The sequence below is a fragment of the Pseudomonas sp. NPDC098747 genome, from assembly GCF_044760045.1.
Lineage (GTDB): Bacteria > Pseudomonadota > Gammaproteobacteria > Pseudomonadales > Pseudomonadaceae > Aquipseudomonas.
The window spans coordinates 50,673-65,968 of sequence record NZ_JBIWAL010000031.1 but is presented as its reverse complement, the minus strand read 5'-3'; the positions used below and the strand labels follow the sequence as shown (position 1 = coordinate 65,968).

18 protein-coding genes are annotated in these 15,296 nt (G+C 59.4%); 9 read left to right on the top strand and 9 right to left on the bottom strand.

Annotated elements, in window-relative coordinates; all coding sequences use genetic code 11:
* Positions 1-206, bottom strand: a 206-nt coding sequence (locus ACIQVE_RS18885) for a thiamine pyrophosphate-binding protein (protein WP_402810894.1), incomplete at its 3' end; no start/stop codon positions are given.
* Positions 207-606: 400 nt separating this feature from the next.
* Here ACIQVE_RS18885 and ACIQVE_RS18880 point away from each other — a divergent pair.
* Positions 607-1,023: a DUF4124 domain-containing protein gene (locus tag ACIQVE_RS18880; RefSeq protein ID WP_402810884.1), complete on the top strand. Its 417-nt coding sequence runs from the start codon at positions 607-609 to the stop codon at positions 1,021-1,023.
* A gap of 18 nt (positions 1,024-1,041) precedes the next feature.
* Here ACIQVE_RS18880 and ACIQVE_RS18875 read toward each other — a convergent pair whose 3' ends face one another.
* The 3 genes from ACIQVE_RS18875 to mrcB are packed head-to-tail and all read right to left on the bottom strand — an operon-like array spanning position 1,042 to position 4,467.
* Complete coding sequence (locus ACIQVE_RS18875; protein WP_201231345.1) at positions 1,042-1,377, bottom strand: YqcC family protein; 336 nt, start codon at positions 1,375-1,377, stop codon at positions 1,042-1,044.
* Complete coding sequence (locus tag ACIQVE_RS18870; RefSeq protein WP_402810883.1) at positions 1,377-2,126, bottom strand: hypothetical protein; 750 nt, start codon at positions 2,124-2,126, stop codon at positions 1,377-1,379. The genes ACIQVE_RS18875 and ACIQVE_RS18870 overlap by 1 nt, the downstream gene beginning before the upstream one ends.
* A 16-nt stretch (positions 2,127-2,142) precedes the next feature.
* Positions 2,143-4,467 (bottom strand): penicillin-binding protein 1B, encoded by a 2,325-nt coding sequence (gene mrcB, locus ACIQVE_RS18865; protein WP_402810881.1) that lies wholly within the window; start codon positions 4,465-4,467, stop codon positions 2,143-2,145.
* 118 nt (positions 4,468-4,585) lie between these two features.
* On the opposite strand from mrcB, the gene ACIQVE_RS18860 reads away from it, so the two are divergent.
* The 5 genes from ACIQVE_RS18860 to ACIQVE_RS18840 all read left to right on the top strand — a co-directional run bounded on the left by ACIQVE_RS18860 (position 4,586) and on the right by ACIQVE_RS18840 (position 8,252).
* The gene (locus ACIQVE_RS18860; protein ID WP_402810879.1) at positions 4,586-6,142 is read left to right on the top strand and encodes an AAA family ATPase; all 1,557 of its coding nucleotides are present in this window, start codon (positions 4,586-4,588) and stop codon (positions 6,140-6,142) included.
* 91 nt (positions 6,143-6,233) lie between these two features.
* Complete coding sequence (locus ACIQVE_RS18855; protein WP_007909940.1) at positions 6,234-6,578, top strand: pentapeptide repeat-containing protein; 345 nt, start codon at positions 6,234-6,236, stop codon at positions 6,576-6,578.
* A 283-nt stretch (positions 6,579-6,861) separates the two neighbouring features.
* The gene (locus ACIQVE_RS18850) at positions 6,862-7,134 is read left to right on the top strand and encodes a TfoX/Sxy family protein (RefSeq protein ID WP_042561087.1); all 273 of its coding nucleotides are present in this window, start codon (positions 6,862-6,864) and stop codon (positions 7,132-7,134) included.
* Between the two features lie 16 nt (positions 7,135-7,150).
* A complete protein-coding gene (locus ACIQVE_RS18845; protein WP_402810878.1) occupies positions 7,151-7,945 on the top strand; it encodes a Crp/Fnr family transcriptional regulator in 795 nt (264 codons plus the stop codon).
* A gap of 94 nt (positions 7,946-8,039) precedes the next feature.
* Positions 8,040-8,252 (top strand): hypothetical protein, encoded by a 213-nt coding sequence (locus tag ACIQVE_RS18840; RefSeq protein WP_402810876.1) that lies wholly within the window; start codon positions 8,040-8,042, stop codon positions 8,250-8,252.
* A gap of 5 nt (positions 8,253-8,257) precedes the next feature.
* Here ACIQVE_RS18840 and ACIQVE_RS18835 read toward each other — a convergent pair whose 3' ends face one another.
* From ACIQVE_RS18835 to ACIQVE_RS18825, 3 genes are read right to left on the bottom strand one after another with little or no spacing between them, the layout of a single operon-like run.
* Positions 8,258-9,025 (bottom strand): heme ABC transporter ATP-binding protein, encoded by a 768-nt coding sequence (locus ACIQVE_RS18835; RefSeq protein WP_402810875.1) that lies wholly within the window; start codon positions 9,023-9,025, stop codon positions 8,258-8,260.
* Positions 9,025-10,008 (bottom strand): FecCD family ABC transporter permease, encoded by a 984-nt coding sequence (locus tag ACIQVE_RS18830; RefSeq protein ID WP_402810892.1) that lies wholly within the window; start codon positions 10,006-10,008, stop codon positions 9,025-9,027. Before ACIQVE_RS18830 ends, ACIQVE_RS18835 begins: the two co-directional genes overlap by 1 nt.
* Before the next feature lie 50 nt (positions 10,009-10,058).
* A complete protein-coding gene (locus ACIQVE_RS18825) occupies positions 10,059-10,931 on the bottom strand; it encodes a hemin ABC transporter substrate-binding protein (RefSeq protein WP_402810874.1) in 873 nt (290 codons plus the stop codon).
* A 159-nt stretch (positions 10,932-11,090) separates the two neighbouring features.
* Here ACIQVE_RS18825 and ACIQVE_RS18820 point away from each other — a divergent pair, with 159 nt between their 5' ends.
* Positions 11,091-11,408, top strand: a complete 318-nt coding sequence (locus ACIQVE_RS18820; RefSeq protein ID WP_402810873.1) for a Rieske (2Fe-2S) protein — start codon at positions 11,091-11,093, stop codon at positions 11,406-11,408.
* Here the strand turns inward: ACIQVE_RS18820 and sfsA are convergent.
* Both sfsA and ACIQVE_RS18810 read right to left on the bottom strand, forming a co-directional pair.
* Entirely contained in the window at positions 11,405-12,118 is a 714-nt protein-coding gene (gene sfsA, locus ACIQVE_RS18815) for a DNA/RNA nuclease SfsA (protein WP_402810871.1), read from the bottom strand. The two genes, ACIQVE_RS18820 and sfsA, sit on opposite strands and share 4 nt — an antisense overlap.
* Positions 12,118-13,290, bottom strand: coding sequence for a pyridoxal phosphate-dependent aminotransferase (locus ACIQVE_RS18810; RefSeq protein WP_402810870.1), 1,173 nt, complete (start codon positions 13,288-13,290; stop codon positions 12,118-12,120). Before ACIQVE_RS18810 ends, sfsA begins: the two co-directional genes overlap by 1 nt.
* A gap of 334 nt (positions 13,291-13,624) precedes the next feature.
* On the opposite strand from ACIQVE_RS18810, the gene dksA reads away from it, so the two are divergent.
* Together dksA and gluQRS are read left to right on the top strand one after the other, a co-directional pair.
* Positions 13,625-14,068, top strand: a complete 444-nt coding sequence (dksA, locus tag ACIQVE_RS18805; protein WP_042561095.1) for an RNA polymerase-binding protein DksA — start codon at positions 13,625-13,627, stop codon at positions 14,066-14,068.
* A 200-nt stretch (positions 14,069-14,268) separates the two neighbouring features.
* Positions 14,269-15,162: a tRNA glutamyl-Q(34) synthetase GluQRS gene (gene gluQRS, locus ACIQVE_RS18800; RefSeq protein WP_402810868.1), complete on the top strand. Its 894-nt coding sequence runs from the start codon at positions 14,269-14,271 to the stop codon at positions 15,160-15,162.
* Positions 15,163-15,296 lie beyond the last annotated feature (134 nt).

The following is a 15,296-nucleotide window of genomic DNA, read 5'->3' as shown; positions in this document are numbered from 1 at the left end:
CCGGCTTTACCGGTGGCACGGGCGTAGCCGTAAGCCATATGGGTTGCCGCTTGCTCGTGGCGAACCAGGATGTGAGTCACTTCCGGTTCTTTGAACAAGGCATCGTAAACATGCAGAAGAGCACCACCCGGGTACCCGTAGATATATTTGACGCCTTCGTCACGCAAGAAGCGGACGAGCATCTCACCGCCAGATAAAAGCTCCACGTTGTTCACCTCTAAAACGCCAGAATACCGCCCACGAAAAATGGGACGGGTCTTAATAGGTTTACTTCTCGGCAGAGCATGAGCGACGGTGGTCGCCGACTACGTCAGCACTGACTGAGCAAGTATTGGGATCGTCCCAAGTGTTGCGGGCCTTTCCCACCCAGCGCGAGGTAACGCGTTGCGGGTGTAACAGGTCGGCGCGGATGTGCGCCTCATGATCTACCGAGTGGGTCTGCTTCTGGCAGTCCCTCTACAGCGGACTTTGGATTCTTCTGTTTCGCCCTCTCCAAGTCAAGTCGTCTATGTAGTTAATTGTGGGTAAGCACATGAGAACGCAAGAAAAAACCTGAAAACAGCTACTCTGTTAGTGTCAATTGCGCAATTTTGCCAAGGAATCAGCATGCGAACGCTTCTGTTAACCCTGCTGATCGGCCTCAGCCCATGGTGCACGGCCGCTCAGATTTACAAATGGGTCGATGCCCAAGGTGTTACGCACTTCGATGCGCAACCTCCGCAGGGCCAACCGTCCACCACCGTGCAGACGCCCTCCTCGGCTCCGGCAAAACCTGCAGCAATGCCGGGCAGCGGGGTGCTCGGTGATCAGAAAGCCATCGACGACAAGGTCAAGAAACAGGTCGATGACCAACAAGCGCAGCTCAAGGTATTTTGTCAGCAGGCACGGACGAATCTTGCGCAATTGCAGAACAATCCGCGTTTGCGAGAGGACGTGGGGGGAGAATTGCGACGGCTTAGCGATGCACAGCGACAGGAGCGCATCGTCGAAGCGCAGAAACAGATTGCGGAGAACTGCCAGTAAAACCTGGCAGTTTCCGATTTAGCGAGAAGCGGTGATCAGCAGGTCAAACTCTTTGAGCAGCACCTGCAACTGTCGATCCTTGCCCTGTAGATTGCGCTGGGCGAAGACCATTTCCGCCATTTCCTGAATGCCCGAAGCATTCGGCAGCGGCAGATCCTGTTCAAGGATCATCTTCATGCGGGGCAGGAAGATCCATTGCAGCCACTGCTCGAAATCGAGCGTGTCGACCGAAAACGGCTCGACACTGCTCAAGGCCTCGGCCGACGGTGAAACCTCATCCCACCAACCCTGCGTACGCAGCTCACGCTCGATCAGCAATAACTGATCGGCGATTTTCGGGAAGCGCGCATCCATCACAGCGTTACCTTGGCCTTCTGTCGGGCTTGAGCAGCGCCGGCGGAATCACCTTGTTTCTCACGGGACTGAGCGATGATTTCCCACAGGTTGGCCTGCAAGTCCGGACGGCCGCTGGCCATGGTCAGCGCACGGCGAGCGAACTGCTCCGCTTGCGGCGCATCACCTTGAGCCATGCGCACCTGCGCCAGACGATAGAGCACTTGCGGCTCACGCGGGGCGACACGTTGCGCGCGCTCAAGGCTCGACGACGCACCATTAAGGTCGCCACCGGCCTGTTGCTGTTGAGCAGTCGTCAGCAAGGCGAGCACCGGACCGTCCAGTTGCTCGTCCGCCGACAAACCACCGCCACTGCTGGCCGAAGGAATGCCGCTTGGCGTCGACGGCATGCTGTAGCTGCCGGAGTTGATCGGCGCCGACTCGACTGGCGCCGGGTTATACGGCCCCGACGTAATACCGTCGGATGCCGGGCCCGGCACGATTGGCGAACTGCTGATCGGTGCCGACGTTGTCGCGCCACCGCCCGGCACCATCACTACGACGCCGGTATCACCTTGCGGGATGGCTTGAGGCTGGCCCTGCACAGGACGCTTGACCGTCGTCTGACGGAAACCGCCATTGGCGGAAATGCGTTCGCTGTTGGACACGGCTGTGCTCGAATCCACTACAGGGATCGAACCACGCTGAACGGTAGAGCAGCCGCTGAGCAAAGCCACGGCGGTCACCGCTGGAATCAACCACTTGTTCACTTGAAACCCTCTTTGCTTAATTCATCCAGCCCTTGACCCAATCCATCACCGACTCGCCGGATGCAGGCGTCTCGCTTGCACACGCAGCGCCGGGTGGTGGTTCGCTGCCGCGAATATACGGCATCTGCACCGCACCCGGGCAGTTGGCGTCAGAACCTTGCCCGGTACGCGAATCAACCCATGCCTGCACGACGTTGTCCGGCTGCGGCATGTCCAGCGGCAGCGGATCGGCTTTGCGCATGAAACTGGACCAGACCTGCAACGCACCGGTCGCGCCGGTGAACGGCGTCTTGCCGTTGTCATCACGCCCCAGCCAGACCACTGCCAGCAAGTCCTGACTGAAACCTGCGAACCAGCTGTCGCGCGAATCGTTACTGGTACCGGTCTTGCCGGCCAGCGTCAGGGTTTTGGGCAACACGTTGTAGACCGAACTGCCGGTACCCTCGCGCATCACGCGCTGCATGGCGTTTTGAATCAGATAAATCGAAGCCGGATCGAAACGCTGCTCGATCTGGAACGGATAGCGCTTGAGCGGCTCGCCTTCGGCAGTCAGTACGCTGCGAATCCCGCGCATCGGCGTATTGAAACCACCGTTGGCGAGCGTCTGGTACATGGTCGCGACTTCCATCGGCGTCATCGCGCCAGCGCCGAGCAACATCGACGGGAACGCCGGAAACTCACGGGTCACGCCCAGACGGGCCACCGTCTTGAGCACGTTCGGCACACCCACTTCCAGGCCCAGGCGCGAGGTCGACAAGTTGTAGGAGTGCGCCAGCCCTTGATACAGGAATACGGTGCCGTGGGAACGACGATCGTAATTCTGCGGCTTCCAGACCTGACCGTTCGCGCCTTTGACCGACAAAGGATCGTCCGACAGCCAACTGGTCAGTGTGTACTGGCTCGGTTTCTCCAGTGCAGTCAGGTACACCGCAGGCTTGATCAACGAACCGATCGGCCGCACGGCATCCAGTGCCCGGTTGAAACCGGCATAACTGGCCTGACGGCTGCCGATCATGGCCTGGACTTCGCCGGTCTCCGGATTGGTCACGACCATCGCCGCTTCCACTTCATCGGAACCCTTGCGACCGGACAGACGCTTGAAGGTGTCGTTGACCGACGCCTCGGCCTTCATCTGCAAGATCGGGTCAAAACTGGTAAAGATCCGCAGGCCTTCTTCAGTCAAGTCTTCGTCGCGATAGTCTTCGCGCAGTTGACGTTTGACCAGATCGATAAAGCCCGGGAAGGAGCTGTCGGCCAGTTTGCCGCGAGTGGTGACACCCAGCGGCATATTCTTCGCGGCGGCCACTTGCTCGGCAGTCGCGACGCCTTGCTGCTCAAGCACGTCGAGCACCAGATTGCGACGTTCCAGCGCACGCTCTGGATTGCGACGCGGGTTGTAATAGGACGGGCCTTTGACCATGCCGACCAGCATCGCGACCTGATGCAGTTTCAGCTCGGACAATGGCTGACCGAAGAAGAACTGACTGGCCAGACCAAAACCGTGAACGGCGCGCTGACCGTCCTGACCGACAAAGACTTCGTTGAGATACGCCTCAAGGATTTCCTTCTTGTCGTAATGCAGTTCCAGCAACATCGCCATCATTGCTTCAGTGAGCTTGCGGCTCAGGCTGCGTTCGTTGGTCAGGTAGAAGTTCTTCACCAACTGCTGGGTCAGCGTACTGCCGCCCTGAGTCATCTTGCCGCCAGAGGTGTTGACCCAAATGGCACGGGCAATCGACTTCGGCGACACGCCCCAGTGGCTGTAGAAATCGCGGTCTTCGACGGCGACCAGGGTTTCCAGCAGATATGGCGGCACCTGATCCAGTTTGATCAGGATGCGGTCTTCGAGGTTCTTCGGATAAATCCCGCCGATCAGCACCGGCTCCAGACGTACCACGGACAGTTTCGAACCATTGGTCGCCGACAATTCGGCCACGTAATCGCCCGAGAAGCGCACGCGCACGGGTTGCGCCTTCTCAAGGCCTTCATAGAACTGGAAGCCCCGGGTATTCAGGTCGACGGTGTTACCGGCAACGGCGGCGGCGCCAGGGCCATTGCTCACGGCTTCGCGGCGATAGCCCAGCGCGTCGAGTTCGGTGAGGAAATCGTCCTTGCTGAGCTTTTGTCCGACGAACAGCTCAAGCGGGCGCGCGTATACCTTGGCCGGGATGGTCCAGCGCTTGCCGGAGAACTTCTCCTGCACCACGGCATCGAGGTAAACGGCGAAGCCGGCCAGCACCACAAGGCCGACCAGACTGAGTTTAATGGCCCAACCCATCCATGGGCGCAGGCCCTTGGAAGGTGGTTTTTTCTTGGTACGGGGAGATCGAGTTCGAGTCATGGCGGCGGATTATACGCACTTTATTCATACTCAACAGGCGCGCTCCGAGGTTTGCGTCAGGCGGGCGAGCGGCCATAATGGCAACCTCGAATTTCCCCCAGTCTCTGAAGGATCGCCCGTGAGCCAGTCACTGATCGCTGCCCTGCAAAACCCGGCCCTGTATCCGCACCCCGTCGAAGGGTTCCAGGTCATCGAAACCCATATTTCGTGGGTGATCCTCACCGGCCCCTTTGCTTATAAAGTGAAGAAGCCGGTAAATTTCGGCTTCCTCGACTTCACTGGCCTCGAACAGCGCGAACACTTTTGCGCTGAAGAGCTACGTCTGAACCAGCGTTTGACCGAGGATTTGTATCTGGAAGTGTTGCCGGTGACCGGCAGCGTCGACGCCCCGCAACTGGGCGGCGACGGCCCGGCGATCGAATATGTGTTGAAAATGCGCCAGTTCCCGCAGACCGGTTTGCTCAGCACCTTGCAAGCCAACGGCGAGTTGACCACCCAGCATATAGATGAGATGGCGCAGCAGATCGCTCACTTCCACCTCACCGCACCGAAAGTCCCGGCCGAGCACGACGCTGGCACCCCGGACAGCGTGATGGCGCCGGTTCGCCAAAACTTCGAACAAATCCTGCCGTTCCTCAGCGACAAGAACGACCTGCTGCAACTCGACGCTCTGCAAGCCTGGGCCGAAAGCAGCTTCGAACGCCTCAAGCCTCTGCTGGCCCTGCGCAAGGCCGAAGGTTTCACCCGCGAATGTCACGGTGACATCCACTTGGGCAACGCTACCGTCATCGACGGCAAAGTGGTGATCTTCGACTGCATCGAATTCAACGAGCCGTTCCGCTTCACCGACGTCTACGCCGATACCGGCTTCCTCGCGATGGACCTGGAAGACCGCGGCCTGAAGTCGCTGGCCCGCCGCTTCATCAGCCAATACCTGGAACTGACCGGCGACTATCAAGGCCTGGAAGTGCTGAACTTCTATAAAGCCTACCGCGCACTGGTTCGCGCAAAAGTGGCACTGTTCAGCATGCCAGCGGACGCGACTCCGGTGCAGCGCGCCACGACCCTGCGCCAGTACCGCAACTACGCCAACCTGGCGGAAAGCTACAGCACCATTCCTTCGCGCTTCATGGCGATCACTCATGGTGTTTCCGCTGTCGGCAAGAGCCACGTGGCCATGCGCCTGGTCGAAGCACTGGGCGCGATTCGTCTGCGTTCCGACGTTGAACGCAAGCGCCTGCTCGGTGAGCAAACCGTCGCCAATGATGTACAGGCCGGCATTTATAGTGCCGACGCCAGCGCCAAGACTTACTCGCGCCTGCATGAAATCGCTGAAGTCATCCTGCACGCCGGTTTCCCGGTGGTCATCGATGCGACTTACCTCAAGCGTGAGCAACGCGACAGCGCAGCGAAGATCGCCGAAGCCACTGGCACACCGTTCCTGATCCTCGACTGCAACGCGCCACAAGCGGTAATCGAGAGCTGGCTGGCGACTCGTCAGGCCGATAAACAGGATCCGTCCGATGCCACATTGGCTGTGATCGAAGCGCAACAGGCCAACCGCGAAGCGCTGACGCCGGAAGAAATACTGCGCAGCAAACGCGTGCAGACCAATGAATCCGGGACGCTGGACACCGTGGTCGCGCAGATCCGTCAACGCCTGCCTGGCTTGTAAGAAACTATTTCGGCCGTGCAGCCCTCGCTTGCTTCACGGCCGCTAAATAGTGGCACTATACTGGCGTCATAAAACCAACAGGTGATGTGACATGAGCCAGCCGAAACTTCTCGACACCCCGCTGTATGCCTTGCTGCACAAAGACGACATCACAGGTTTTAACAAGGAACGTCCACAGGACGGCCCGATCGACATGGTCGGTGGCGACTTCCGTGGCCTCGACTTGCGCGAACTGAACGCCGATGGCGTGGATTTCCGGGACGCGTACTTTCGTTCTGCCGATTTGCGTGGCATTGATTTCCGCAACGCGTCGCTTGAAGGCGCAAGCCTGGCCCACGCGCAGATCTCCGGGGCGTACTTCCCGCCGGAACTGAGCGCTGACGAGATTCTGATGTCGATGAACTTCGGCACACGCCTGCGTTATCGCACTCGCTGATATTCGTAGTCCGCCCCTGTGGGAGCGAGCTTGCTCGCGAAGCCGTTGTCCCAGTCACAATCAATGTGGAAGTTGAACCGCTTTCGCGAGCAAGCTCGCTCCCACATTCGTTGTGCGTCCCCCCCCCTCTCTTCTGCGCCCGCAGACCTTTCAAAACCTTCAAACATCTCCTTTCTTAGAAGCGTTTGCGTTGAATCCCACCAAACAACCACGCTTTTCCTACTGATGGCTACACTCCTGAGAAGCTCGCCCACGCACCATTCGGCCGTCGCAAGGAGGCTTGATGAATGATGAACTGCAACACCTGAAGAATCTTGGCAAGACGTCGGCGCAATGGCTGCATGCCGTGGGCATCCACAGCGCCTCGGACTTGCGTCGCCTGGGCGCGGTGGACGCCTACCGGGCCGTGCGTACCCGCGGGTTTCGCGCATCAAAGGTGTTGCTGTATGCGATCGAGGGCGCGCTGATGGATGTGCACTGGAACGACATTCCCGCCGAACGCAAGGACGCCCTGAACAAGCAACTCGAAGCCATTTCCACGCGTCACAAGAATTGAACGGGCGCTGAATGCCATGTACCTGCTTGGGGAACAATCGGCATTGGCCGACGCATTGATCAACCGTTTGCAGAATCTGCCTGCACAGTGGCTGGAAGGCCTTTTGTCGTGCGGGCCGGCGCTTGAGCTGGAAGCGACTGATGACCTGTCGGCGCAGTTGCCCGGCGATCATGTGTTTCTGCTGGCTGAAGGGGTGATCAACGGTTATGTCGGTGCGCGCGCCTTGTTCTATTGGCAGGAAGGCGACTTGATCGGCCTCCAGCAGGGTGCCGAATGGGCCGATTGCCGTTTGCGCAGTGACGGGGCGTTACGCTTGCTGCCTTATCGGCGCCATGATTTTTTCCAGCATTTATTTGCGGACGCCAGCCGGGCGGAGCAATTTCTCGAGTACCTGCTGGGACAAATGGCCCTCCTCGCCCACGCCGTGGCCGAACTGAAACCACGGGAGTTTCGCAGTACCAACGGTTTCAAACGGGTTGAGGCCGGGGAAACCCTGATTCACCAGGGCGACGCCGCCGATCACGTGTTCGTGATCATCGACGGGCATGCCGAAGCCTTTGTCGATGGACACAAGGTCGGCGACGTACCCAAGGACGAGATTTTTGGCGCCATGGCGCTGTTCACCGGGGAGCCGCGCAATGCCACGGTGGTGACCCGTGAACCGAGCACGGTGATGTTGATTCCGGGCGATCAATTTTTGAGCATGACTCGCAGCAATCCGAAGATCGCCCACAGCCTGATCGAGAGCATGGCGCGGCGCATTGGCCAACTGAACAAACAGATCACTCATCTGACTGCAAAAACGGGATAGCGCCGAGCCCTTTATTTACGGGGCATTCCGGCCATTACCGAGACTAAATCAAATAAATGCAGAATCAGCGGTTGACTCCGTAATGAGAATCGCTATGATTATCACAACTGGTCGCGAGATCGGTCGATATTCTGAAAAGCCCTTGGTTCGGACTCTCAGATTATCTCCTCATCAGGCTAATCACGGTTATTTGACCCGGTTTTTACCGGGTCTTTTTTTGCCTGTGGAAAAGTCATTTGCCGAACTGTTTACGCATCTCTTCATCGCCGCCAACAGCCACATCCCACGCATGCAATCACCTCGTTGAGAAAGTCAGCGGGCGATGATCAGCGGATGCCCACGCTCCGGGTGCGGCTGCACCAATACTTCAAGACCGAATACGGCTTTCAGCGTATCCGGCTGCAAGACTTGTTGCGGCGTACCCAATGCAACCGGTCGCCCGCCTTCAAGCAGCAAAACACGATCACAGTAACGCGCCGCCAGATTCAGATCATGCAGGATCACCAGCACTGCTGCGCCGCGATTGGCAAACTCGCGCACCGCTTGCAACGTTGTGTGTTGATGAAGCGGATCGAGCATTGAGGTCGGCTCATCCAGCAACAGCGTTTGCCCGGCCTGCCCCGGCCAGAGTTGCGCGAGCACCCGCGCCAGATGCACGCGCTGACGCTCGCCACCGGACAACGCCAGATAACTGCGACCGCTCAAATGCCCGGCGTCTGCGGCCGCCAGTGCCGCGGCGACAATCTCGTCATCGCGCACCCGGCCACTTTGATAAGGCAATCGCCCCATACCGACCACGTCTTCAACGCGAAAGGCAAAGTCCAGCGTAGACACCTGCGGTAACACCGCCAGGCGTTGCGCGCGCTGGATGCCCGTCCAGTGACTCAACACTTGCGTGTCGAGCAAGACTTCTCCTTCACTGGGCGTCAACTCACCGCACAAAGCACCGAGCAAAGTGCTTTTCCCGGCGCCATTAGGACCGAGCACACCGAGTACCTCGCCCGGTTCCAACTGAAGGGTAATACCGCTGAGCACGGGTTTGCGGCCACGGTGGATGTGCAGATTGTGCGCACGCAACATCAGGCACGCCCTCGCAGCAGCAGATAAAGAAAGAACGGCGCACCGATAAACGCCGTGACGATACCGATTGGCAATTCCGCTGGTGCCAAGGCCAGTCGCGCCACCAGATCCGCCAGCAGCAAAAGACTTGCCCCGGCCAACACCGAGGCTGGCAGCAACACCCGGTGATCAGGGCCTGCCAGCAAACGCATCAAATGCGGCACCACCAGCCCGACAAAACCGATCATGCCCGCTGCCGCCACCGCAGCCCCGACCCCTAGCGCCGTACAGAACACCAGTTCGCGCTTGAGCCGTTCAACATCAATGCCCAAATGCCCGGCCTCGGATTCCCCCAGCAACAAGGCATTCAGTGCTTTCGCCCGACGCGGTAGCCATAACGCCACACCGGCGCTAATGATCAACAATGGCCACAGCCGCGCATAACTGGCGCCATTGAGGCTGCCGAGGTTCCAGAACGTCAGCGTACGCAAGGTCGCGTCGTCCGCCAGATAAGTGAACAGGCCAACCGCCGAACCAGCCAATGCCGTTAGGGCAATGCCCGCCAGCAACATGGTCGCAACATTGGTTTGCCCATTGCGCCGACCGAGCCGATACACCAGCGCCGTAACACCGAGCCCACCAAGAAACGCACACGCCGATAAGAGATAAGGCCCGAACCATTCCGGCAAGCCGCCAAAAAACGAACCACCGACAATCGCAATCGCCGCCCCCAGCGCCGCACCACTGGAAACGCCGACCAGTCCCGGATCTGCCAAAGGGTTGCGAAACAACCCTTGCATCGCCACACCCGACAACGCCAGCACGCCGCCGACCGCCAGCCCGAGCAAGGTTCGCGGCAGCCGAATCTGCCCGAGAATCAACTCAGCCTGCTCCAGACCATCAGGCGCCAGCGGTACGCCAATCATGCGCAACGCCGCGCGCAGCGTATCGAACAGTGGCAGGCTGACCGGCCCCAATGCCAGCGACAACCAGATCGCCAACAAACACAGAAGTGTCAGGCCGATGAACAGGCCACGGGGTTTTACCAATGTGGTCATTGGCCGCTCTTGGCCGGGTAGAAACCGTCAGTCAGGGCTTTCAACGCCGCCGGCAAACGTGGTCCGAGCCCGCCGACCAACAAGGTTGGATCGAGCTCCAGTACCCGCCCGGTCTTGGCTGCGCGGCTGGAGTTGAGAATCGGGTTTTCCTTGAACAACGCAGCCTTGGCCACCTCGCCCGTCAACGCACGGTCGGAGAACACCAGCACTTCAGGATCGAGGCTGGCGAGGGATTCCACAGAAAACGGCTTGTACCCGGTGTGAGTCGCCAGGTTACGCCCGCCGGCCTGTTGCAGCAGCCAGTCGGCGGCGGTGTCTTGGCCGGCGATCAACGGCTTGCCACCGGCATGTCCCAGCAATAGCAGCACGCCCGGCGCCTTTTGTCTGGATTGCGCGTCAGTCACCCGCGCTTTTTGCGCGTCGAGTTGCTGTTGATAACTTTGCAGCAGTTGCGTGGCCTGTTTTTCCGCGCCGAGCAACTGGCCCAGATGGGTGACGTTTTTCTCCAGTGTCGGCAGATCCGGCTGAGCCGAGAACAACTCCACCTGAACCTTGGCCGCTTTCACCTGCGCCAGCACTGGCGGCGGGCCCATTTCCTCGGTACCGATCAGGATGTCAGGACGCAGACTCAGGATGCCTTCCGCAGACAGACTGCGCTGATAGCCGATACTCGGCAGAGCCTTCAACGATTGCGGATGCTGGCTGGTGGTATCGACGCCAACCAGTTTCGACTCGCCACCCAGCGCACTGACCCACTCCGACAACGCACCGCCGGCACTGACCCAACGTTGCGGCAAATCAGCCGCTGCAGCCTGGTGACTGACGAAAAGCCCGACACACAGCACAGCAACGCGGGTACTCAGGCGCATACACAGCTTCCTTGAACAAGGTTTTCCCGGGCGTCAGGATGTCAGGCCAAGTATCCTCGGCATCTGGCCGGCGCCATCGGGTGAAGGCCGCCATTTGATAATTGTTTGCATTTAAACGTCAAGCTCGGACATATCCCGACACGACACTAGAGGATAGCCATGAAGTTTCTCTGCGCCGGCGCCGATCTGGCCGAGGCCGGCAGTCGCGGTTTTGATGTCGATGGGCAAAAACTGTTTGCCGTGCGTCGCGACGGTCGGGCGTATGTCTATCTGAATCGCTGCCCCCACCGGGGTGTAGGGCTGGAATGGCATCCCGATCAATTTCTCGACCCGAGCAACAGCCTGATCCAGTGCGCCACCCACGGCGCACTGTTTTTGATTGAGGACGGTGAATGCGTTTCCGGGCCCTGCGCCGGGCAATCGCTGACGGCCATACCTTGCCGCGAAAATGCGCAGGGCTTGTGGATAGATGTTTAGCCGTTGAGCCGCACGTCGAGGCGGCGGTCGATCACCATTTCTTCATGGCTCAATCTAACGCCGTAAGCCAAAACCTCGACACCGCAAGCGACCGCCTCAAGCAAAGCCTCGGCGTAGGCCGAGTCGATCTCCTCGGCCGGACGCACCGCTTCAATCCCGCTGAGGTTCACGCAATACAGCTGCACCGCACGAATGCCGTCGCGGGCCAGATGCGCCAGCTCACGCAAATGCTTGGCGCCGCGCTGGGTCACGGCATCGGGAAACGCTGCGACATTGGTGCCGTCGAAGCCCAACGTGACGCTTTTCACTTCGACATAAGCCGGGCCGCTCGGGTATTCGAGGCGAAAATCAATGCGGCTTTTTTCCTGTCCGTAAGCTACTTCGCGCTTTAACGCGGTAAAGCCGTTCAGTTCAGTGATGACGCCGGCGAGCAACGCCTCTTCAACCAGCCCATTGGCCCGCCCGGTGTTCACGCAGAACAAGCGTCCTTGCGGGGTTTCACCGATCTCCCAAGTGCCGGGCAGTTTGCGTTTCGGGTCATTTGAACGGCTAAACCAGACCTGCCCGCCCTCGACCTGACAATTGAGCATCGAACCGGTGTTCGGGCAATGAATGGTCAGCAACTCGCCGCTAACGGTCTCGATATCGGTGAGAAAACGCTTGTATCGACGGATCAGCCGCGCCTCTTCCAGAGGAGGATGAAAACGCATCAGCCTTGCCAGCTCTTCAAGCCACGCGCAATCCGCTCCACGGCTTCCTGCAAGCGAGGGAGGTTTTGCGTGTAGGCAAAACGCACATGGTGACTGGCTTGATAACGGCCAAAGTCGAGCCCCGGGGTAAATGCAACATGCTCGGTTTCGAGGAAATGGCGGCAAAACGCGAAGGCATCGCCGCCGAACTTGCTGATATCTGCATAGAGGTAGAACGCACCTTCCGGTTCCACGGCAATGTTGAAACCCAGTTCGCGCAACGCTGGCAGCAGGAAATCTCGACGACGGCCAAATTCGGCGCGGCGCTCTTCAAGAATCGCGATGGTTTGCGGCTCAAAACAGGCCAGCGCCGCGTATTGGGCCATGCTCGGCGCGCTGATGTAGAGGTTCTGTGCGAGTTTTTCCAACTCACTGACCGCCGCATCCGGTGCGACCAACCAGCCGAGACGCCAACCGGTCATGCCGAAATATTTGGAGAAACTGTTGAGCACAAAAGCGCTGTCATCAACTTCCAGAACGCTGGCTGCATCGGTGCCGTAAGTCAGTCCGTGATAGATCTCATCCACCACCAGATGCCCGTGCCGCGCCTTGATGGCTGTGGATAACCCGGCGAGCTCAGCGCGGGTCAGAATCGTGCCGGTCGGGTTGGCGGGCGAGGCGACCAGAGCGCCGACGCTGTCGTTATCCCAATGCCGCTCGACCAGGTCCGGGGTCAGTTGATAACGCACCTCCGGCCCTACCGGAACAAGCTGCGCCGCGCCTTCGACCAAGCGCAAAAAATGCCGATTGCACGGATAACCCGGGTCCGCCAACAGCCAGTGTTTGCCGGGATCGACCAGCAAAGCGCTGGCCAGCAACAGTGCACCGGAGCCGCCCGGCGTGATCAGGATGCGGCGCGGATCGATGTTCAAGCCGTACCGTGATTGATAAAAACCGGAAATCGCTTCGCGCAACTCAGGAATACCGCGCGCTGCGGTATAACGCGTCTTGCCCGCCGTCAGTGCCGCGTGCCCCGCCTGGATGATCGGCTCGGCCGTGGTGAAGTCCGGCTCGCCGATTTCCAGGTGGATCACGTCGTGGCCGGCAGCCTGCAATTCATTGGCCCGCGCCAGCAGCGCCATCACATGGAACGGTTCGATCGCACGACTGCGCGCACTGTAGAGCTGAGCCATTGGCCTTCCTTCGACGGGAGAAAAGAAACGATTCTACCCATCTGCCGGAACGAGCGAGAACCCGTAGCGGTCACAGCCACAAGAACGCTGGACTGTAACGAGAAGAACGTACGCTCCAGGATTGACTAAAATCAGTGATTGAACAGGTCTTCAACACCGCCAGACATGCCTTGGCAAACATTTCCAGGCACCGTCGGCCGCAGCCTCGACATCCGGGAGTAGCGCGGGCCGAATTGATCTGGTAAGTTCGCCCGCTTGCAGCCGCAGGGCCGGCAGGTGTCGGTGATGGAGCAATCCTGCGCAATGGATTACAAGAGTAGAGGCGGTCCATTTCATGCCCACCCAAGCAAAGCAACAGGCTAATCCGACCGTCAGCGGTTTCGAACCTTATGTTCAGGCCAAAGACGAAGAGTACATGGGCGCTCCCATGCGTGCCCACTTCACCAAGATCCTGAACAAGTGGAAACAGGACTTGATGCAGGAAGTCGACCGTACTGTCGACCACATGAAAGACGAAGCGGCCAACTTCCCTGACCCGGCAGACCGTGCCAGCCAGGAAGAAGAATTCGCCCTGGAGCTGCGCGCCCGCGATCGTGAGCGCAAGCTGATCAAGAAGATCGACAAGACGCTTGATCTGATCCAGAACGAAGATTACGGCTGGTGCGAATCCTGCGGCATCGAGATCGGCGTCAAGCGCCTCGAAGCCCGTCCTACCGCCGACATGTGCGTCGACTGTAAGAATCTGGCTGAAATCAAGGAAAAGCAGGTCGGCAAGTAATATCGACCTGAACGAAAAACGGAGCGTGCGAACGCTCCGTTTTTGTTTCTGCCTTTTGCCTGCGGGATACCCTGTGGGAGCGAGCTTGCTCGCGAAGGCGCCAGATCAGACACTTTAATGCTGAATGACACACCGCTTTCGCGAGCAAGCTCGCTCCCACAAGTGTTGTGTGCAAGCTCTGAAAACGTACTATCACCCTCATGACCAAAACTCCTCCCGCCTACATCGGCCGCTTCGCCCCCACTCCCAGTGGCCATCTGCACTTCGGCTCGCTGGTCGCTGCCCTCGCCTCCTATCTCGACGCGCGCTCGGTCGGTGGACGCTGGCTGGTGCGCATGGAGGATCTCGACCCGCCGCGCGAAGAACCTGGCGCGCAGGTGGCGATCCTCAAGGCCCTGGAAAGCTACAGCTTTGAATGGGATGGCGAGATGGTGCGCCAGAGCGATCGACACGACGCTTATGCCCAAGTGCTCAACAGCCTGTTCAATCATGGCCTGGCCTACGCCTGCACCTGCTCGCGCAAACAACTGGAGCCGTATCACGGGATTTATCCGGGGTTGTGCCGTAATGCCGGCCACGCCCAGCAAGACGCGGCGATCCGCCTGCGCGTGCCAGAGCTGGAATATCACTTCATCGATCGGGTGCAAGGCGAATATCGCCAGCATCTGGGCCGCGATGTCGGCGACTTTGTGATTCGCCGTCGCGATGGCCTCTATGCCTACCAACTGGCCGTGGTGCTCGACGATGCCTGGCAAGGCATCACCGATATCGTGCGCGGCGCCGATCTGCTCGAATCCACGCCGCGCCAGCTCTACCTGCAAGAACTGCTGGGCTTGCGTCAGCCGCGCTACCTGCACCTGCCGTTGATCACCCAACCGGACGGCAACAAACTCGGCAAGTCTTACCGCTCGCCACCGCTTGAGGCTGATCAAGCCACGCCGCTGCTGCTACGGGCCCTGCGCGCACTGGGGCAAAATCCCGGCGCGGAACTCGAACACGCCACACCGCAGGAACTGCTGAAGTGGGGCAGCGCCCACTGGGATGCCGCCAAGATCCCGCGCACACTGACCCTGCCCGAAGCGCAACTGCTATGACGACACTTGCAGTCGCGCCGCCATCCGTTACCATCGCCGCACGTTTTCGGGCACGCGCATAAAAAAGAGAGGCCGGGATGTACATCTATCGCTTGGTCCTGCTTTTGGTGGTGGGGATCTATATGTTTTCGCCA